Source organism: Rhodococcus sp. PvP016, assembly GCF_017832185.1.
Classification (GTDB): Bacteria; Actinomycetota; Actinomycetes; order Mycobacteriales; family Mycobacteriaceae; genus Rhodococcoides.
Map to the genome: position 1 here is coordinate 636,213 of NZ_JAFIBH010000001.1, position 18,022 is coordinate 654,234.

Sequence of the window (18,022 nt, forward strand, 5' to 3'; positions counted from 1 at the left end):
ATGACGGATGCACTGCTCACTCCGACCCGCCTGTGGACACCCCGGCGGGTGATGATCACCAAGTCGGCCGCCGAACTGCCACACACCGCCGAGATCGTGCGGCGGTGTGTGGCCGCGGGTGTGTCGGAGATCGACGTTCTCCCGGCGGATCGCCTCACGGGGTTGCGCGGCGAGTCCGAGCGGGAGACCTACGCGCGGGCGAAGTCGACGCTCGCGGTCGTGGTCGCTCCGCCCAGTGCACTGAAACCGCAACCCATCCCACCCAGCGCCGACTGGCGCATCGACCTGGCGAAGGGCTGCCCGGCGCACTGCCAGTACTGCTACCTCGCCGGCTCGCTGTCGGGCCCACCTGTCACTCGGGTGTACGCCAATCTGGACGACGTCCTGGCCCCGATCGCGACGCATGTCGGCCGCGGCACCATCACCAGCGGCACCGCCGAGCGTGGACACGAGGGCACCACCTTCGAGATGTCCTGCTACACCGACCCTCTCGGTATCGAGCACGTCACCGGATCACTGGCCGCCGCCATCTCGCGGGTCGGCGCCGGCGAGTTCGGACCCGGCGCCTCGCTCCGCTTCACCACCAAGTTCGACGACGTCACCGAGTTGGTCGGCCTCGACCACGGCGGGCGTACCCGGGTACGACTGTCGGTCAACGCCCGCGACATCGGCAACCGTTTCGAGGGCGGCACGGCTCGGATGCCCGCGCGCATCGCGGCGCTGCGTGCGCTCGCACAGGCGGGGTACCCGGTGGGCGTGACCATCGCTCCGATCATGCCCGTGCCCGGCTGGCGCGAGCAGTACGGCGAGCTCCTCGCCGACATCGCCGCGGCGCTGACCGACGTCCCGGACGTCGACCTCACCGCCGAGATCATCACGCACCGGTTCACTCCGTCGAGCAAGGACGTGCTGCTGAGCTGGTACCCGGCCACGAAGCTCGAGATGGACGAGGACGCGCGCTCGGCCAAGCGGTCGAAGTTCGGGGGCGTCAAGTACGTCTATCCGAAGGACACCATGGCGGAGATGAAGAGGTGGTTCAGCGAGGAACTGCGCAACGTCCTCCCCGCGGCGCAGCTCCTGTACTGGACCTGACGTGCCGGAGGGGGACACGGTTCACGCACTCGCGGCTCGTCTGCGGGCGGCGCTGGACGGCCGGGAACTGGCCGAGGGCCGGCTGAACGTCCCCGCCCACGCGACGGAGAACCTCGCGGGGCGCACGATCCTGCGGCACCGGACGCACGGCAAGCACCTGCTCACCGATCTCGACGGCGACCTGACGCTGCACACGCATCTGAAGATGACGGGGTCGTGGACCGTCACCGCCCCCGGCCGACGACTGCCCCGTCGCCTGGATCCCGACGTGCGCGTGCGGCTGGCCGTGCGCGACGGGCCCACCGCCTACGGGCTGCTGCTCCCGGTGGTCGACTTCTCCGCCACTCGCGACGCCGACGCGGCGCTGTCGTATCTCGGCCCCGATCCGCTGCACGACGACTTCGACGCCGCGCGGGCGGCGGCGAACATCACGCGGGACCCGCGCCCGATCGTCGCGGTGCTGCTCGACCAGCGCGTCATGGCCGGGCCGGGCAATCTGTGGGCGAACGAGCTGTGTTTCCTGCGTGGTCTCGGGCCGTGGGTGCCGGCCTGCGACGTGGATGCCACTCGACTGGTCGCCCTCACTCGCAAGGCGATGCGCCACTCGGTGTCGACCCCGCGGGCCATGCAGGTGACCACCGGAGACACCCGGCCCGGTCGGCAGCACTGGGTGGCGGGCCGGGCGGGCAAGCCGTGTCTGCGATGCGGCACCACCGTCCGCGTGGTCCCCGAGGTACCGGGCGATCCGGAGCGACGGCGGACCTGGTGGTGCCCGCACTGCCAGCCGGGGCCCGAGCGGCCGTGATCCGGTGCAGCTGCCCGTGCTCTCCACGGTCGACTGCACCGGATCCGATCCACGGAACTGCCGCAGTGGAGCGCGCGTCCAGTGCGAGATGATCGAGAAACTGTTGGCCGAGCAGGACGGGGTGGTAACCACCGCGCAGGCCCTCACCGCCGGACTCACCCCCGAGGCCATCGAGTGGCGCGTCCACACCGGCCGCTGGCGGCGCACGAGTCGCGGAGTGTTCTTCGCCGTCGATCGACCGTTCACCGACGACGCGCGGATCCGGTGCGCGGCGTGGTCCACGAGTGCGGGCGCGCTGTCCGGTCCCGCAGCCGCGTACTGGCATCGCATGCTTCCGCGGGCCCCGGAGACGATCGAGGTGACCGTGCCCCGGACACGCTCCGGTCGCGGAATCACGGGTGTCCGGTTGCGGCGGCGCGACCTTCCGAACGTCGACGTCGTGATCGTGCGCCGTGTCCTCGTGACGAGGACGCCGCTGACCGTTCTGGAGGCGTCGACGGTGCTGGGCCCCGAGGTCATGGATCGCGCCCTGCAGAAGACGATGACCCTCGACCATCTCCGACGGGCGCACGCCCGCAACCCCGGACGTCGCGGGTACGTGCGAGCGGAACAGCTCCTACGCGCCGCCGAGGGCGGTGCCCGGTCCGAGGCCGAGCGGCTGTTCCGCAGGATCATGAGATCCGCACACATCACCGGACTGCGGGTGAACCTGCCGTACGCGGGCTACGTCCTCGACTTCGCGTTCCCGCACGCCAGAGTCTGCGTGGAGATCGACGGGTGGGCCTTCCACTCGGACAGCGCCGCGTTCCACCGCGACCGGATCCGGCAGAACGTCCTCAGCAGGGAGTGGACGGTGTTGCGGTACACCTGGCGGGACCTCGTCGAACGGCCCGACGAGGTGGCGGCCGAGGTGCGACGCTTCGTCACCGGATGATCCGGTGCAGCCGACCGTGCTGTACCCGGTTCGCTGCACCAGATCCGGTCCGGACCGGCGGATGTGGCACAGTTGTCAGCCGGGCGTGCCACCGGACGAGAGAGACGAAGATGCAGTATCAGTCGACGCGGGGTCACAACCTGCCCCAGCACTTCTCGGACATCCTCCTCGGCGGCCTGGCCCCCGACGGTGGTCTCTACCTGCCGGCCGAGTACCCACAGCTGACCGCCGACGAGCTCGAGTCGTTCCGCTCACTGTCCTACGCCGACCTCGCGTTCGAGGTGCTCTCGAAGTTCGCCGACGACATTCCCGCGGAGGACCTCCGCGACATCACGCGCCGGACGTACACCGCCGAGGTCTACTCGAACGGTCGGCCGGGCGACGACACGTCACTCATCACCCCGCTGCGTTCGCTCGGCGAGGAGCAGGGCACCTCGCTGCACCTCCTGAGCCTGTCCAACGGTCCGACGCTGGCGTTCAAGGACATGGCGATGCAGTTGTTGGGCAACCTGTTCGAGTACTCCCTGGCGAGCAGCGGGGAGGAGCTCAACATCCTGGGTGCGACGTCGGGTGACACCGGCAGCGCCGCCGAGCACGCGATGCGCGGCAAGAAGAACATCCGCGTCGTCATGCTGAGCCCGCACGGCCGGATGAGCAGTTTCCAGCGCGCGCAGATGTTCAGCCTGCAGGACGAGAACATCGTGAACCTCGCGGTCGAAGGGAATTTCGACGACTGCCAGGACATCGTCAAGGCCGTCTCCAAGGACGCCGAGTTCAAGGCGCACCACGCCATCGGCACCGTCAACTCGATCAACTGGGGTCGGGTCGTCGCGCAGGTCGTCTACTACGTGCACGGGTGGCTCCTCGCGACGGACGGGCCGGGACAGCGCGTGTCGTTCTCCGTGCCGTCCGGCAACTTCGGCAACGTGTGCGCCGGGCACATCGCCCGGTGCATGGGTCTGCCGATCGACCAGCTCGTCGTCGCGACCAACGAGAACGACGTCCTCGACGAGTTCTTCCGGACGGGTGTCTACCGTCCCCGGGCGGCCGCCGAGACCCACCACACCTCGAGCCCCAGCATGGACATCTCCAAGGCGTCGAACTTCGAGCGCTTCCTCTACGACCTCGTCGATCAGGACGCGGTCCGGCTCGGTGAGCTGTTCCGCGCGCTCGACACCGACGGCGGCTTCGACTTCTCCGGCACCCCCGAGTTCGATCGCATCCAGGAGTTCGGCTTCGTGTCCGGCCGCAGCACGCACGCGAACCGCGTCGAGACCATCCGCGACGTGGCCCAGCGCTACGGCGTCACCATCGACCCGCACACCGCGGACGGCGTGAGTGTCGCCCGCCGGAATCTGCGCGAGGGTGTGCCCATGATCGTGCTCGAGACCGCGTTGCCCGCGAAGTTCGCGGACATCGTGCGGGAGGCACTGGGCACCGAACCCGAACGTCCGCCGGCATTCGAGGGCATCGAGAATCTGCCGCAGCGCTTCGACGTCGTCCCCGCGGACGTCGATCGTGTGAAGGACGTCATCGTGGAGCACACCGGTCGCTAGAGTCGGGCCATGTCGATACGACTCGAGAACGTCGGGATCGCGGTACGCGACCTCGACGAGGCCATCGCGTTCTTCACCGATCTGGGTCTGACTCTCCTGGGCCGTGACACGGTCCAGGGCGAGTGGGCCGACACGGCAGTGGGTCTCGACGGCAATCACGCCGACATCGCGATGCTGCAGACGCCGGACGGAGCGGGCCGCATCGAGCTGTTCCAGAATCGCCACCCCACCATGATCGAGACGGAACCGACGCTCCCGCATCAGATCGGCATGCACCGCGTCGCCTTCGAGGTCGACGACCTCGAGCAGGCGTTGGCGGTGGCCGCTCGGCACGGCTGCCACCCGTTGCGCGGTGTCGCGAACTACGAGGGTGTCTACGCGCTGACGTACGTGCGCGGACCCAGCGGCATCATCGTCATGTTCGCGCAGAAGCTCGGGGCCTGATCACCCGGTGCTCTTGATCTCCTGATGGTAGGTCTGCATGGCGTCGGTGAGGGCACCGAACACACGATGCGCCGCAGCGAGATCCGTGTCCGGCAGTGCGGACAACGACTCGTGGACGTGCTGGCCGAGCGGGCCGAAGAACTGCCGTGCGACGTCCATTCCCGGCTCGTCGTAGCGGAGGATGACCCGCCGTCGGTCCCGCGTGTCGGGTTCGCGGCGGATGTGGCCGGACGCGATCATCCGCTCCACCAGATACGTCATGGCGGCGGAGGAGAGTCCGAGAAGAGAGCCCAGCTCGCCCGGCGACACCGGACGTCCACCGACATCGGCGACCATGATGTGCAGCAGGGCTCGGAAGTCGTTCGCGCTGAGATGGTGTCGAGAGCCGAACACACGGCCGAGCTGATCCGACTCGGCCGTCATGGCCCGCATGTCGGCGGCGATGGTGGATTCGAGATCGCGCCGGGCACCGTCGGCGTCGGTCGCGTCGGACCGCTCCGACCTTTCGTGTGCTGACACAGATTCTCCTTCGAAAACTCGGGTGTCAGCGTACTCGCCAGACCTCCGTTCGATGTCTCAGTTGCTTAACGATCAACTAACTGAGATACTTTTCGCGTGAGCGACAACTCTGTGTGGAACCGCGTGGCCGGCCTCGTCTCGGGGCCCCGGTCCTGGATCGTCGCCCTGCTCGTCATCCTGGCCGCCGGCGCGCTCATCGGCGGCGTCGGGAGCAACTCCGCTGCCGAGAGCTCACCGACATCGCTCCCCTCGGACGCAGAGTCGGCACGGGTCGACGCCCTGCTCGAGGAGTTCCCCGACGCCGACCTCTCGCCGGTGATCCTCGTGGTGACGCGCGCCGACGGCGGCGCCCTGTCCGAACAGGACCTCGCCGACGTCGCTGCCGCGAGGATGCGGATGAACGGTGTCGAGCGCGGCGTGGACGCGGGTGCGCCCGACGCCCCGGTCGTTCCCGCACCCGACGGCGAGGCGGCCATCGCCCCCGTCCAGGTGTCGACGTCGGAGTCCGGAACGGGACTGGCCGATCTGGTCACCGAGCTGCGCACCGCCGCCACCGACGGCCTTCCCGACGGGTTGACGGCGCAGGTCACGGGCGGTCCCGCGTTCGCCGCCGACATCGCCGACTCCTTCTCCGGGGCCAATGTCACGCTGCTCGGCGTCACCGCGCTGGTCGTGGCCCTGCTGCTGATCGCCACGTACCGGTCGCCGGTTCTCTGGCTCGTGCCGCTCGCCGTCGTGGGGTTCGGTGACCGGGTCGCCTCGACGGTCGGCACCGCCGTGTCCGGGCTCACCGGGCTCTCGTTCGACGGCAGCACCTCGGGCATCACCAGCGTCCTGGTGTTCGGCGCCGGGACCAACTACGCGCTGCTGCTCATCTCGCGGTACCGCGAAGAGCTGCGCCGCGAGAGTGACCACCGGGCCGCCCTGCACCGTGCCGTACGACGCGCCGGCCCGGCCATCGTGGCGAGCAACGCGACGGTGGTGCTCGCGCTCCTGACCCTGCTGTTGGGCACATTGCCGAGCACGCGCAGCCTGGGCGGTCTGGCCGCGGCCGGCCTCGTGGTCGCCGCCGTCTTCGTGCTGTTCGTCCTCCCACCGTTGCTGTCACTGTTCGGCCGGAAGTTGTTCTGGCCGTTCGTTCCCCGTGTCGGCGACGCGGAGCCGACAGACAAGGGAGTCTTTTTCCGCGTCGCCAACGCCGTCGGTCGTCGACCCGGCCGCGCCGCGGCGGTGTCGCTGGTCGCGCTCGCCGTCTGCATTCTCGGCCTCGTCGGAACGACCGTGGGCCTGTCGCAGACCGAGCAGTTCCGCGTCACCGCCGAATCCGTCACCGGCATCGACACACTCGCCGAGCACTTCCCGGCGGGACAGTCCGATCCGACCGTCGTCGTCGCGCGGACCGCGGCGGCCTCGGAGGTCGAGGCAGCACTGCAGGACACAGACGGCGTGGTGTCGGTGTCCCGCACCGCAGACTCCCAGCCCGGCACCTCCCAGCCCGGCACCTCCCAGCCCGGCACCTCCCAGCCCGGCACCTCCCAGCCCGGCACCTCCGACACCGGCCTCACCGAGTGGTCCGTCGTGCTCGACGCGGAACCGTCCTCCGACGGCGCGTTCGCCGCGGTGGAGAACCTGCGCGCATCGGTCGCACCGATCACGGGTGCCGACGCCCTGGTGGGCGGCAGCGATGCACAGGCGCTGGACACGTCTGATGCCGCGGCTCGCGACCGCCTGGTCATCATCCCGGTGATCCTGCTGGTGGTCCTGCTGGTGCTGTTCGCTCTGCTCCGGTCGGCCCTCGCACCCCTCGTGCTCGTGGCCACGACGGTGCTCAGCACGCTGGCGGCGCTGGGCATCGGCAGCTGGGCCAGTGAGAACATCTTCGGCTTCCCCGCCCTCGGCGACAACGTGCCGCTGTTCGGGTTCCTGTTCCTCGTGGCCCTGGGTGTGGACTACACGATCTTCCTCGTCACCCGGGCGCGCGAGGAGACACCGTCGTACGGGACGCGGGCGGGCATCGTGCGCGCTGTCGCGTCGACCGGCGCGGTCATCACCAGCGCGGGCATCGTGCTCGCCGCGGTGTTCACCGTGCTGGGCGTCCTGCCCCTCATTCTGCTCACGCAGCTCGGGATCGTCGTGGGCCTCGGCATCCTGCTCGACACCTTCGTGGTCCGCACGATCGTGATTCCGGCCCTGTTCACCCTGATCGGTCCCCGCATCTGGTGGCCGACCGAACTCGACCCACACTCCGAAGACAGTCCGAACGCCACGAAAGAAGGAGTCACCTCATGATCCGCAGCATCATCCGCACGGCAGTCGCCGGAGCGTTGGTCACCGGAGCACTGCTCGCCGGCGGCAGCGCCGCGTCAGCGCAGCCCCTGTTCGAGCCGCTGCAGCCCATCGCCCAGCTGGACGTCCAGCGCTACGCCGGTGACTGGTGGCAGATCGCGGCCGTCCCGCAGCCGTTCAACCTGAACTGCGCCAAGGACACTCGGGCCAACTACCAGGTGCTCGACCCCAGCAACGTGCGCGTGCAGAACAACTGCACCCGCTGGGACGGCGGAGCCAACGAGATCATCGGCAACGCCCGGGTGAACGATCCGGTCACGCAGGCGCAGCTGCACGTGAGCTTCCCCGGCGTCCCCACCCAGGACAACCCCGAGGGTCCCACGAACTACATCGTCACCTACATCGCCGACGACTACTCGTGGGCGTTGGTGGGCGACCCGTTCCGCACGTCCGGCTTCGTCCTGTCGCGGTCACCGCAGGTGAGTGCCGATCAGTGGAAGCAGATTCGGAGCGTCGTCGAGAGCCGCGGCTACAACGCCTGCCTGCTGTTGACGTCGCCGACCACTCAGGGCAGCAACGAGATCCGCCCGCTCTGCACCGTCTGACCTTCGCCACCGCTCACCGTTCGGCTCAGCTGGGTCGAACGGTGAGCACCGGCACCGGTGACGTCATCAGCAGACGCTGACTGACGCTGCCGAGCAACGCCTTTCCCACGCGACTGCGCTTCTTGATTCCGATGACGAGTCGCGTCACCTCCGGGTGCGCCTCGATCTCGTCGATGACCGCGATCACCGGGTCACGGTCCTCGCGGCCTGCCCGGTCGATCACTCGCACCGCCACGTCACCACCCACGTCGCTCGTGTCGAGCGCGCCGAGGGTCAGATTCACCGCGATCACGTCGGTCCCGAGCATGCGCGCCTCCGACACCGCCTCCGACAGTGCGTGTCGGCCCTCGTCGCTGTCGGTCACTGCCACCAGTACTGCCATGATGTCTCGCCGTCCTTCTCGAAGTGGGGTGATCGTGTCAGGAGTACTCGCGGCGGAACCGGGCCTCGAGCTCCTCCAGGCTCTGACCGCGGGTCTCCGGCACCTGCGTGATGATGAAGACCAGGGCCAGTATGCCCAGTCCGACGAAGATGAAGAACGTCGGCGCGATGCCGAGCGCGTCGACCACCGGCGGGAAGGCCAGTGCGACGGCGGCATTGGCGATCCACAGCATGAACACGCAGACGCCGATGGCGAAGCTGCGGATCTTGAGCGGGAAGATCTCCGCGAGCATCAACCAGACCAGCGGCCCGATCGTGCCCTGCATGCAGAAGACGAAGAGCACGACGAAGACGAGGATGAAGTACGCCTTGGCGGTGCCGTCCGGCAGCAGCAGTGCGGACAGTCCGACCAGGAGATGGAAGAGCGTCGTCAGCGAGAAGCCCGCGATCAGCATCGTTCGGCGATCGATCCGATTCATGATGAGCAGGCCCACCGTGATGCCGAGGACGCTGAAGAGGCCGTTGAGCGTGTTCGCGATGATGGCGGAGCTGCTCGAGAATCCGGCGTCGCCGAGGAGCTGGGTACCGTAGTACATCACCGAGTTGATGCCCGTGAACTGTTGGAACACACCGAGTCCCACACCGATGTAGATCAACCGTCGGATCCACCGCACCGACAGGTCGGCCGCGCCGCCGGTCTGCGAGAGCTTCTCCTCCTCGGCCAGCGCGTGCACCTCGGCCATCTCGGCCTCCGCACGTTCGGGGGACCGCACCTGCTTCAGCACCGCCAGGGCGTCGTCGTCCCGGCCCTGCAGGACGAGCCAGCGCGGACTCTCGGGCATCCGCAGCATGCCGAAGAACAGTGCGAACGCGGGCAACACGGCGACCAGCAGCATGTAGCGCCAGACGGAGTCGTGCTCGCCCCAGATGTTGAAGATGAGGGCGTTGATCACGAAGGCCGCGAACTGGCCGCTGACGATCATGACCTCGTTGCGCGTCACCAGGGAACCGCGGCGCTCGAACGGTGAGACCTCCGAGAGGTACACCGGCACGGTCGCGGACGCTCCGCCGACCGCGAGGCCGAGGATGAAGCGGAACACCGCCAGCACCTCCCACGACGGCGCGAGAACGCAGCCGAGAGTGCCGAGGACGAAGATGCCGGCCAGCATCAGGATGTTGTGCCGACGGCCGTACTTGTCCGACAGTCGACCCCCGACCAGTGCGCCGATGGCGGCCCCGAAGATGAGGATGCTGACGACGAAGCCCTCCGTGAAGGCCGTGAGCGACAGGTCCTCCTTCAGCGGCTCCAACGCGCCGTTGATGACGCCCGTGTCGTATCCGAACAGCAGACCACCGAAGGTCGCCACCACGGCGATGACGCCGAGGCGACGCGAGTGGGGACCGGGAGCGTCCGGCGGTAGTGCACTTCCCGTGGTGCTGACTTGCGAAGACATGACATCCCATCGTCGGCGTGGCGGGTCCGAGCCGTCCAGCGACGCTCAAACCATGTCTGTATGTCTTAACATAGTTTCTCCGCCCTGAGAAGTGGATCACATCATTTTCCCCTCGACACCGGAGTATCTCTCAGTTGTTCAACTATTCAGAATCTGAGATGATCGGTCCGGTGATCCACGTCGAGAAGGGAGTGCCACCATGTCCGACGAGCACCAGCGAGACAGCGAGCAGCGCGCGGCGCCGCTGTCGTTCGTCCAGTTGTTCTTCGACGCGACGGTCGACACGACGTCGCCGGGACACGGCCTGGACGACGGGCCCGACGGCACCGGCGCATCGCCCCTGCGCTGATCAGCGGTGCGCGAGGCTCGCGTAGAACGCGAGATGAGCGGCCGCTGCGTCGTCCCAACTCGTGCGGGCAGCCAGTGCGCGCCCGGCAGCGGCACGGTCGTCCGACGTCAGAGCGTCCTCGAGCGCGGCAGCCGTCCCTTCGGCATCGCCGCCGTAGCGCACCGCGTCCCCGAACACCTCGCGGAACACGGGGAGATCCCGCACCACGACGGGAACCGAGGCGGCGAGGGCCTCCATCGCGGCCAGCCCGAAGCCTTCCTTGGTCGAGAGGAACGCGAATGCCGACGCGCCGGCGACGAGAGACGGCAGCACGTCGTGGTCGACGGTACCGAGCACCCGCGGCGCGGGCCCCTCGTCGCCTGTCGACCGACCGGCCTCCGGCCTGCCCGCCAGTTCCGCGAGTCGGGTGTCGAACTCCGCCCGGTACCCCCGGTAGTCGAACAACGTCTCACCGCCGGCGAACACCAGACCCACGTCCGGGCACCGCTCTCGGAGCACGGCGTGGGCCTCGAGCAAGTCGATGCTCCCCTTGCGTGGCTCGATGCCACCGACCGCGAGGACGTACCGGCCGAGACGGGTCCGCCACTCGTCACCGCGTGCCGCCGCGAATCGAGCGTGGTCCACCCCGTTGGGGATGACGGTCGGCGACAGGCCCCATCCCGCACGCACCTCGTCGGCCACGGCGCGCGAGACACAGATCCGGGCGTGGGGCTCGACGACCGCACGCTCGTGGCAGGCGGCGAGTTCCGGTGTCGTGAACTCCTCGAGGTGGTGGATCGTGCGGACGCAGCGTCCGACGGCATTCGCGGTGATGCAGTCCTGGGCATGCACGACGTCGGCGTCACCCGGGTCGAATGCGCTGCGCATCAGCGCTATCGACCGCAGAATGCGGTCGCCGACCGACTCGTCCTCGCGCGCCGGGAACGGAACGAGACGAACCGTCACCGCGGGATCGATCGCACGGTAGAAGCCCTCGTCGCCGCCGCGCGCCAGGGACCACACGGTCACGTCCGCACCCGCGCGCGCCAGAGCTTCCGCCAGTTCGACGGTGTGGACCACTCCCCCTCGAGGTTTCGTCGAATAGGTCAGGAGGGCGACACGCACGTGATCTCCTTCGATGCCGGCGAGTGGTAGGTGTCCGGTCGTCGTTCGTCGAGGTGGCGCAACACCCGACGGGCCCGATCCACCTCCGCGTCCACGTCGAGGTCGCAACAAGCCAGGCCACCCTTGTCCCGCGTCCGACACAGGACCTCGCCGCCGGGACCGACGATCTTCGCCTGCCCGAGGAAGCGCAGGGACCCGGTCACTCCCGTGTGGTTGGACGACAGCAGGACCACCTGGTTCTCGGCTGCCCGAGCGGCGTCGTAGAGGTCGAACAGTCGAGACTGCCTGTCGTTCGCCAACTTCGACGCCCGGTCCGTCACGCTGGCCGGCCACGCCGACAGCGCCGCGATGATGCGCGCACCGTCCAGAGCCAAGGTGCGCGCCGCCTCGGGGAACGTCTTGTCGTAGTCGATCAGCATGCCCATCCTGCCCACCGGCGTGTCGAACGCCGAGAACCGATCTCCCGCCGCATAGGCCAATGATTCCCCGGCCGGTTGGTGCACCTTCCGGTGTCGACCCAACACCCCGTCGCCCGTGAGACACACGGCGGCGTTGTAGCGGACCAGGGCCGCCCTCTCCGTGTACCCCACGCACACGGTCATGGCGCCGGCCGCAGCCGCGATCACCGCGAGTTCGGGCCCGTCCTCGTCGAGCGCCGGCGGCAGCTCCTCGAGATCGGGCCGCGCGAGATCACCGAGGTAACCGCCGAGGCAGGCATCGGGGAGGACCAACAGGTCGATGCCGCGCTGATGACCCTGCTCGATGATGCCCACGATCTTCTCGACGGACCGCTCGACGTCACGGCCGAAGTGTCCCGCGAGCGCCGCCGCCCGGATCGGCGCCATCTCGCGGTCAGACCGCCGCGGGCACGCGGGCGCCGACCGCGGGGGACATCTGCTCCGCGAGGTACTCCGCATCCCGTGCCACCGCCGCGAATCGGCCCGAGCCCCAGGTGTTCTGCCACGGCAGACCCAGGAAGTACAAGCCCTGCGCCGCGGTCACACCACGGGTGTGAGCCGGGTGGCCCTCACCGTCGAACACCCCGACCTTCAGCCAGCGGTAGTCCCGGCGGAAGCCGACGGCCCACACGACGGACGTGACGCCCGCCGCCTCGAGATCGAGCTCGGTGGGTTCCGACTCGGGCCGCCAGACCGGTGTGTAGCGCTCCTCGACGGGAGCGTCGAGTCCCGCCCTGGCGATGTAGGCGTCGATGTCGTTCTTGATCCCCTCCGACACCGCGTCCGCCGCGTCGAGTGACTGCTCCAGAGTCGGCGCGAAACGCAGGACACCGTCCGAACCGACGTCGGTCAACCGCCCGTACAGCCGCATCCCGTCCAGAGCGAAGGCGCGCAGGTCGATGTCGCGTCCGCCGTCCCGCCCGGTCACGTAGTGGTTCGTGCTCTCCCGCTTGGACAGTCCGCCGGCGTGTTCGGAGATCGACACGTCGTACACCCCCATGTCCTGCAGCCACGCGACGCAGTCCCGTCCGCGGTAGAAGCGGGCGACACGAGGCGCGGACCCCGCGACGAGGTGCACCTGCCTGCCCTCGAGATGCAGATCCTCGGCGATCTGTGCGCCGGACTGCCCGGTGCCGACCACCAGGACCCCACCCGGAGGAAGTGCCGCCGCGCTGCGGTAACGCGACGAGTGGATCTGCGTGATCGTCTCCGGCACCCGCTCGGCGAGGCGAGGAATCGACGGGACGTGGTAGCCACCGACGGCCACCACGACCTGATCCGCGGTCATCGCCCCGGCAGAGGTCGACACGGCGTAACCGCCGCCGGGTGCCTGCTGCACCGACAGCACCGCAACGTGTTCGCGGACCGGAGCGCCGAACGAGTCGGCATAGCGACGTACGAAGTCGTACACCAGGTCTCGGGTCATGAAACCGTCGGGATCGTCACCGTCGTAGGCGTGTCCGGGCAGGACGCACTGCCAGTTCGGTGTCACCAGGGTGAAGTTGTCCCACCGCCCGTCCAGCCACTCGTGAGCGATGGTGTCCCGTTCGAGGACGACGTGGTCGACACCGCGTCGGGTCAGGTGCCAGCTCATGGACAGACCGGCCTGGCCCGCGCCGATCACGATCACGGTGTGATGCTCGGTCATCGCGCCCCTCCCAGGTCGAGCACGTGCACGGTGCCGCGGTCGAACGCCGCTGCGGTGGTCTCGATCTCGCGCAGGGTCGCTGCTGCCGAGGTACAGGCGAAGCCGTACTTGGCTCGCACCCGATCACTGGCCTCGGTGAGTGCGAGACGACTGCGCTGCACGAAGTCGGCGATCTCGTAGCGAGTCCCGACCGTCAGATGGTCACGGACCACGAGTGACGGCGAATAGCACTGTTGGCGGCACCCGTTGGGCCACTGGACGGTGAAGGTCATCTCAGGCACGGCTCATCACCCGGTCCACCCGAGACATGCTGTCGCCGTCGACGAGGGTCCCGTACACGGACGGCCGGCGGTCGCGAAGGTTGTACATGCCGCCGCCGCGGGCCGCTGCGATCGCTTTCTGCACATCGAGAGTCGCTGTGGCCAGGCCGGGTTCGACCCCCGTGCCGGCGAGGATCTCCCCGCCCGGGCCGACGATCTTGGCGCTGCACACGAAGTCCAGCGACCCGAAGGACCCCGCCTGATTGGACGCGATCCACACGACCTGGTTCTCCAGGGCTCGGGCCTGGTCGTAGATGTCGAAGCGCAGCTTCCAGCGATCGTCGGCCATGTTCGGCGCACGCCCCGTGCGCGAGGTCGGCCAGGCCGACAGCGAGGTGATGATCTCGGCGCCGTCGAGTGCGATCTCCCGCGCCGCCTCGGGGAACGCCTTGTCGTAACAGATCTGCATGCCCATCCGGCCGACCGGTGTGTCGAAGGCGCGGTACTCGGAACCAGCCGAGTAGCAGAGGTTCTCACCCAGCGGCTGGTGCACCTTGCGGTACGAGCCCAGCACTCCGTCACCGTGCACCGTCACCGCGGCGTTGTACCGAGTGGGACCGTCCGCCTCACAGAAACCGAAGGTCACCACCATGTCCCCGGCCATCGCCGACACTCGCGCGATCTCCGGGCCGTCCAGCTCCAGGGCCGGCGGCAGGTTCTGCAACCGTCGTTGCCGCTTCTCCTCCGACTCGTCTCCGCCTCCCAGACTCGGGAGGTAGCCGCCGAGGCATGCCTCCGGCAGGACCAGCAGCGCGCTGCCGCGACGCCGTGCTTCCGCGATGGTCCGCTCGATGGTCGCGTACGACTCGTCCATGTCGCGGCCGAAACGCTCGGACGCCACCGAGAGAGTTACGTCGTTCATGCTGGTCCCAATCCTGTGACTGCGGCGGAGATCGCCGAGGTGGTGGCGCCGTCGGGCCACCGCAAGGTGACACCCGGCTCCGAGGTGAGGCGGCCGCAGGCGGCCGATGTCGCCGGACCGGCCGGCGGGAGCCGACGTCCGGGGCGGTCCGCGGTGATCATCGCGAAGCCGGGGAAGCACGTGATCCATCGGCCGAGGTCGGCACCGCCGGGTCGGGGTATGCGTGCGACGTCGATCTCGGCGCCCGTACCGGACGCCTCGGCCAGCATGCCGACGGTGCCCGCGAGCCCCGCCATGCTGACGTCCTTCGCTGCACGCGGAGCTGCCCGGGCCACGAACGACCCCATCTCGCGGAGGTCCGACCCGAAGCGCGCGGAGGTCGAATCCCATTGCAGGCCGTGGTAACCGGGTCGCCAACCGCCCCCGAGGTCGGCGGTGAGGCTCAGCTCGTCACCGACCGCACCGCCGCCCGCACGCACCGGCGACGACGTCCGTCCGAGTGCCGTGACCGACAGCGCCGCCGGCACACCCACCTGGGTGTGGCCGCCGAGCACGGGAACCCCCCACGCGTCACTGGCGCGGCCGAGGCCGCGGATCACGCGGGTGAGGAGCGATGTCGTCGGAGCGCCGACGGCGTCCAGCATGCCCACCGGGGTCGCACCCATGGCAGACAGATCGTTCAGATTCACCAGGGCGGCACACCATCCGGCCCACTCCGGGTCGCGCTCGACCATCGAGGGCACGATGGCATCGCACGCGGCGATGATGTCGGATCCGGGCACCGGAACTCCGTCGTCGCCTCGGAAACCGCTCGCCCCCAAACCCAGTGGCGCAGTCGCCAGGGGCGCCAGCACACCTGCGAGCATCGCCTTGGTCGACCGCACGAGACGTGCCACCGTGTCGATCGTCCAGCGCATCGTCTCGTGCGGGGCGCCGGCCAGCACGGTGGGTCCGGTGGCGGTCCACCCGAGCGCCGTGAACATCGGGACGTGGCGAGACTGCACGGTGGCGTCGAACCGCACCACCCCGGCCGTCTCCACATGCGCGCAGGCAGCGCGGATCAGGGCGGGTCCCACTGCGCGGCTGCGCTTCTCCCGTGCGACGACGAGGCGGCTGCCCGACCACCAGCCCAGGTCGACGTCCGTGCAGGGGGCCACCCGAACCCCGCCGAGAACCGCGCCGTCGGGCGCGGTCGCGAGAAGGACGACAGCGCGGGGATCGTCGTCGACGTCGTCCCGGTCGGTACCCGAGAACAAGCCCTGCTCGACGACGAACGACTCGCGTCGAAGACGGTGATAGGCGGCGAGATCGGCTGCGGACTCGGCCGGCCGGACGAGGAACGGTGCAGCGCCGACGGTAGGTGCACCGGTGAGGATGGACAGTTCGGTGCTCATGTCAGCCACCCATCGTCTGCAGGACGCTGCACGCACCGCACGCCGCACACCCGGCCTTCTGGTCGGTGCCCAGCATGTCCGCGTCCACCAGTGCGGCGGCCACCCGAGTGCTGACGTCGGTCAACAGCTCGGCGGACGGCGCCCCTGCCCCGTCGACGTCGACTGCCAGCGTTCCGGGATGCGGCCGGAACGGGACGACGAAGGGATAGACCCCCATCGCGATCAACTCGGTGGCGCCGCGAACCACCTCGTCCGGGTCCTCGCCGAGCCCGACCAGCAGATACGTGGACACCTGGTTGCGTCCGAAGACACGCACCGCCTCCGCCCACGCCGCGCGGTACTCGTCGAGCGAGACCGACGCCTTGCCCGGCATCCAACGGCGCCGCACGTCCTCGTCCAGGGACTCGACGTGGATACCGATGGACCGCGCGCCGGCGTCGTACAACTCGGTGAGGGTCGCGAGATCCCCGGGCGGTTCGCACTGCACCTGGATCGGCAGGTCGGGGAGCACGGCGCGGACCGCGCGGACGCAGCGTGCCAGGTGCAGCGCCCCCCGATCTCGGCCCGCCGAGGTGCCGGTCGTCATGACCATCTGGGTAATGCCGTCGAGTCGCACCGCCGCCTCGGCCACGGCAGCGAGGTCGGCGGGCTTCTTCACCGCCACGGTGGCGCCGCTGCGCAACGACTCCTCGATGGAGCAGAACCGACACCGTTGCGACTCGTCGTAACGAATGCAGGTCTGGACCACGGTCGTGGCCAGCACTCCTCTGCCGTGGAGCTTGGCGAGCTTCTCGTAGGGCACACCGTCGTCGGTGGTGAGATCGTAGAAGGCCGGCCGGGCGATGGCGGCGATGTCCAGTCCGATGTCGTCCCCGTCGAACAGCACCCGATCGCCGTCCAGGACGTAGGGGCTCGACGGATTGCGGGGCAGTGCTGCGCCGAGTCCGTCGATGCTCACGTGGCCGTCGTCGCTCGGTCCCGCACCCGCGGTGCGGCGCACCGGTGGGGTCCCACGGATACCGAGCAGGGCCAGATCGACCCGGTGGTTCCTGGTCGGGCGGGAAGACCGGAGGCCGGTCGGGGTCTGCAGTCGAACGTCGGACATCGCCGTCTCACCTCAGACCATGTACGTGGAGTTGATGATCGCGCCCTTGCGGGAGTAGTGGATCAATGCGTCCTGCACGTCCAACGGGTGCGCGGGCACGACGCCTTCGATGAGGTCTTCCTCGCGGCCGCCGTGCAGTGCGAGCCCGAACCGGCAACAGAACACGGTGCCGCCCTCCGAGATGAACGTCGCGAGAGCGTCGTTGATGTTCTGCTCGCCGGGGAAACCGGAGTCCCCAGTGGTGGGGAAGCCGCGGGTCGCCAGGCAGTTGATGGCGCCGGGACCGTAGAAGTACATCGCCGACTCGTAGCCCTTGCGCAGAGCACGCGTCGCCTGCAGCACGGCGACGAAGCTGACCGACGACTCGTGGGCGATGCCGTGCACGAGGGTGAAGTACGACTCCCCGTCCTCCGCCTTGTAGTCCGGGAAGATCTTGGTTCCGCCGTAGATGTTGCTGCCCTTGGGGAGTGACGGGTGCGGGATCTCGGCGAGCGAAGCGGACATGTTGTCGAGGATGGTCTGATCGAACGCGGCCACGGAAACCTCCGGAAGATGAGTGAGCGAGTACTCGGGTGCGGAGACGTCCGTCCCGCTGACACCAGTACAGGCCCGCTCGATGTCCGGATGGTCACCCGCGGAACAACGCCCTGTTTCGTCCTGCTCACTCGTGTAACCCCGGCGACACACCGCCGCGTTACCGTCGGAG

General features: G+C 68.9%; 19 protein-coding genes. 8 read left to right on the forward strand and 11 right to left on the reverse strand.

All coding sequences use genetic code 11. The features are described from left to right. From JOE30_RS02845 to JOE30_RS02865, 5 genes are all read left to right on the forward strand, one after another. Nucleotides 1–1,092: a spore photoproduct lyase family protein gene (locus JOE30_RS02845; RefSeq protein WP_204869308.1), complete on the forward strand. Its 1,092-nt coding sequence runs from the start codon at nt 1–3 to the stop codon at nt 1,090–1,092. Between the two features lies 1 nt (nt 1,093). Continuing rightward, complete coding sequence (locus JOE30_RS21600; RefSeq protein ID WP_204869309.1) at nt 1,094–1,897, forward strand: DNA-formamidopyrimidine glycosylase family protein; 804 nt, start codon at nt 1,094–1,096, stop codon at nt 1,895–1,897. A gap of 88 nt (nt 1,898–1,985) precedes the next feature. Further along, nucleotides 1,986–2,831, forward strand: coding sequence for a type IV toxin-antitoxin system AbiEi family antitoxin domain-containing protein (locus JOE30_RS02855; protein WP_204869310.1), 846 nt, complete (start codon nt 1,986–1,988; stop codon nt 2,829–2,831). A gap of 110 nt (nt 2,832–2,941) precedes the next feature. Further along, nucleotides 2,942–4,387 (forward strand): threonine synthase, encoded by a 1,446-nt coding sequence (thrC, locus tag JOE30_RS02860; protein ID WP_204869311.1) that lies wholly within the window; start codon nt 2,942–2,944, stop codon nt 4,385–4,387. A 9-nt stretch (nt 4,388–4,396) separates the two neighbouring features. Beyond that, nucleotides 4,397–4,831, forward strand: coding sequence for a VOC family protein (locus JOE30_RS02865; protein WP_056441082.1), 435 nt, complete (start codon nt 4,397–4,399; stop codon nt 4,829–4,831). Here JOE30_RS02865 and JOE30_RS02870 read toward each other — a convergent pair whose 3' ends face one another. Beyond that, nucleotides 4,832–5,263 carry a MarR family winged helix-turn-helix transcriptional regulator gene (locus JOE30_RS02870; RefSeq protein ID WP_051613432.1) on the reverse strand — a complete coding sequence of 144 codons (432 nt, stop codon included), beginning with the start codon at nt 5,261–5,263 and terminating at the stop codon, nt 4,832–4,834. Nucleotides 5,264–5,446: 183 nt separating this feature from the next. Between JOE30_RS02870 and JOE30_RS02875 the strand changes: the two genes are divergently transcribed. Both JOE30_RS02875 and JOE30_RS02880 read left to right on the forward strand, forming a co-directional pair. Further along, nucleotides 5,447–7,639, forward strand: a complete 2,193-nt coding sequence (locus JOE30_RS02875; protein ID WP_307806042.1) for an MMPL family transporter — start codon at nt 5,447–5,449, stop codon at nt 7,637–7,639. After that, nucleotides 7,636–8,241, forward strand: coding sequence for a lipocalin family protein (locus JOE30_RS02880; protein ID WP_027506100.1), 606 nt, complete (start codon nt 7,636–7,638; stop codon nt 8,239–8,241). The genes JOE30_RS02875 and JOE30_RS02880 overlap by 4 nt, the downstream gene beginning before the upstream one ends. A gap of 25 nt (nt 8,242–8,266) precedes the next feature. Here JOE30_RS02880 and JOE30_RS02885 read toward each other — a convergent pair whose 3' ends face one another. Together JOE30_RS02885 and JOE30_RS02890 are read right to left on the reverse strand one after the other, a co-directional pair. Then, nucleotides 8,267–8,623, reverse strand: a complete 357-nt coding sequence (locus tag JOE30_RS02885; RefSeq protein WP_204869312.1) for a universal stress protein — start codon at nt 8,621–8,623, stop codon at nt 8,267–8,269. Between the two features lie 37 nt (nt 8,624–8,660). Then, nucleotides 8,661–10,076 carry a sugar porter family MFS transporter gene (locus JOE30_RS02890; protein ID WP_204869313.1) on the reverse strand — a complete coding sequence of 472 codons (1,416 nt, stop codon included), beginning with the start codon at nt 10,074–10,076 and terminating at the stop codon, nt 8,661–8,663. A gap of 199 nt (nt 10,077–10,275) precedes the next feature. On the opposite strand from JOE30_RS02890, the gene JOE30_RS02895 reads away from it, so the two are divergent. Further along, entirely contained in the window at nt 10,276–10,425 is a 150-nt protein-coding gene (locus JOE30_RS02895; protein ID WP_204869314.1) for a hypothetical protein, read from the forward strand. Here JOE30_RS02895 and JOE30_RS02900 read toward each other — a convergent pair whose 3' ends face one another. The 8 genes from JOE30_RS02900 to JOE30_RS02935 are packed head-to-tail and all read right to left on the reverse strand — an operon-like array spanning nt 10,426 to nt 17,853. Then, nucleotides 10,426–11,529, reverse strand: coding sequence for an MSMEG_0565 family glycosyltransferase (locus tag JOE30_RS02900; RefSeq protein ID WP_204869315.1), 1,104 nt, complete (start codon nt 11,527–11,529; stop codon nt 10,426–10,428). Then, on the reverse strand, nt 11,511–12,374 hold the full coding sequence (locus JOE30_RS02905) for a carbon-nitrogen hydrolase family protein (protein ID WP_204869316.1): 864 nt from the start codon (nt 12,372–12,374) through the stop codon (nt 11,511–11,513). Before JOE30_RS02905 ends, JOE30_RS02900 begins: the two co-directional genes overlap by 19 nt. A 7-nt stretch (nt 12,375–12,381) precedes the next feature. Then, a complete protein-coding gene (locus tag JOE30_RS02910) occupies nt 12,382–13,635 on the reverse strand; it encodes an MSMEG_0569 family flavin-dependent oxidoreductase (RefSeq protein ID WP_204869317.1) in 1,254 nt (417 codons plus the stop codon). Beyond that, on the reverse strand, nt 13,632–13,916 hold the full coding sequence (locus JOE30_RS02915) for an MSMEG_0570 family nitrogen starvation response protein (RefSeq protein WP_056441075.1): 285 nt from the start codon (nt 13,914–13,916) through the stop codon (nt 13,632–13,634). The genes JOE30_RS02910 and JOE30_RS02915 overlap by 4 nt, the downstream gene beginning before the upstream one ends. Further along, nucleotides 13,909–14,817, reverse strand: a complete 909-nt coding sequence (locus JOE30_RS02920) for a carbon-nitrogen hydrolase family protein (RefSeq protein ID WP_204869318.1) — start codon at nt 14,815–14,817, stop codon at nt 13,909–13,911. Before JOE30_RS02920 ends, JOE30_RS02915 begins: the two co-directional genes overlap by 8 nt. After that, complete coding sequence (locus JOE30_RS02925) at nt 14,814–16,211, reverse strand: MSMEG_0567/sll0787 family protein (protein WP_204869319.1); 1,398 nt, start codon at nt 16,209–16,211, stop codon at nt 14,814–14,816. Before JOE30_RS02925 ends, JOE30_RS02920 begins: the two co-directional genes overlap by 4 nt. A gap of 1 nt (nt 16,212) precedes the next feature. Further along, the gene (locus JOE30_RS02930; RefSeq protein WP_204869320.1) at nt 16,213–17,316 is read right to left on the reverse strand and encodes an MSMEG_0568 family radical SAM protein; all 1,104 of its coding nucleotides are present in this window, start codon (nt 17,314–17,316) and stop codon (nt 16,213–16,215) included. A 12-nt stretch (nt 17,317–17,328) separates the two neighbouring features. Continuing rightward, nucleotides 17,329–17,853, reverse strand: a complete 525-nt coding sequence (locus tag JOE30_RS02935) for an MSMEG_0572/Sll0783 family nitrogen starvation response protein (RefSeq protein WP_204869321.1) — start codon at nt 17,851–17,853, stop codon at nt 17,329–17,331. Nucleotides 17,854–18,022 lie beyond the last annotated feature (169 nt).

What these genes read in the sequence shown, in the direction of transcription:
- JOE30_RS02855 (WP_204869310.1), top strand. Translation starts at nt 1,986, where the DNA reads ATGATCGAGAAACTGTTGGCCGAGCAGGACGGGGTGGTAACCACCGCG.
- JOE30_RS02890 (WP_204869313.1), bottom strand. Translation starts at nt 10,076, where the DNA reads ATGTCTTCGCAAGTCAGCACCACGGGAAGTGCACTACCGCCGGACGCT.
- JOE30_RS02895 (WP_204869314.1), top strand. Translation starts at nt 10,276, where the DNA reads ATGTCCGACGAGCACCAGCGAGACAGCGAGCAGCGCGCGGCGCCGCTG.
- JOE30_RS02910 (WP_204869317.1), bottom strand. Translation starts at nt 13,635, where the DNA reads ATGACCGAGCATCACACCGTGATCGTGATCGGCGCGGGCCAGGCCGGT.
- JOE30_RS02880 (WP_027506100.1), top strand. Translation starts at nt 7,636, where the DNA reads ATGATCCGCAGCATCATCCGCACGGCAGTCGCCGGAGCGTTGGTCACC.
- JOE30_RS02885 (WP_204869312.1), bottom strand. Translation starts at nt 8,623, where the DNA reads ATGGCAGTACTGGTGGCAGTGACCGACAGCGACGAGGGCCGACACGCA.
- JOE30_RS02865 (WP_056441082.1), top strand. Translation starts at nt 4,397, where the DNA reads ATGTCGATACGACTCGAGAACGTCGGGATCGCGGTACGCGACCTCGAC.
- JOE30_RS02925 (WP_204869319.1), bottom strand. Translation starts at nt 16,211, where the DNA reads ATGAGCACCGAACTGTCCATCCTCACCGGTGCACCTACCGTCGGCGCT.
- JOE30_RS02930 (WP_204869320.1), bottom strand. Translation starts at nt 17,316, where the DNA reads ATGTCCGACGTTCGACTGCAGACCCCGACCGGCCTCCGGTCTTCCCGC.
- JOE30_RS02870 (WP_051613432.1), bottom strand. Translation starts at nt 5,263, where the DNA reads ATGCGGGCCATGACGGCCGAGTCGGATCAGCTCGGCCGTGTGTTCGGC.
- JOE30_RS02920 (WP_204869318.1), bottom strand. Translation starts at nt 14,817, where the DNA reads ATGAACGACGTAACTCTCTCGGTGGCGTCCGAGCGTTTCGGCCGCGAC.
- JOE30_RS02845 (WP_204869308.1), top strand. Translation starts at nt 1, where the DNA reads ATGACGGATGCACTGCTCACTCCGACCCGCCTGTGGACACCCCGGCGG.
- JOE30_RS02905 (WP_204869316.1), bottom strand. Translation starts at nt 12,374, where the DNA reads ATGGCGCCGATCCGGGCGGCGGCGCTCGCGGGACACTTCGGCCGTGAC.
- thrC (WP_204869311.1), top strand. Translation starts at nt 2,942, where the DNA reads ATGCAGTATCAGTCGACGCGGGGTCACAACCTGCCCCAGCACTTCTCG.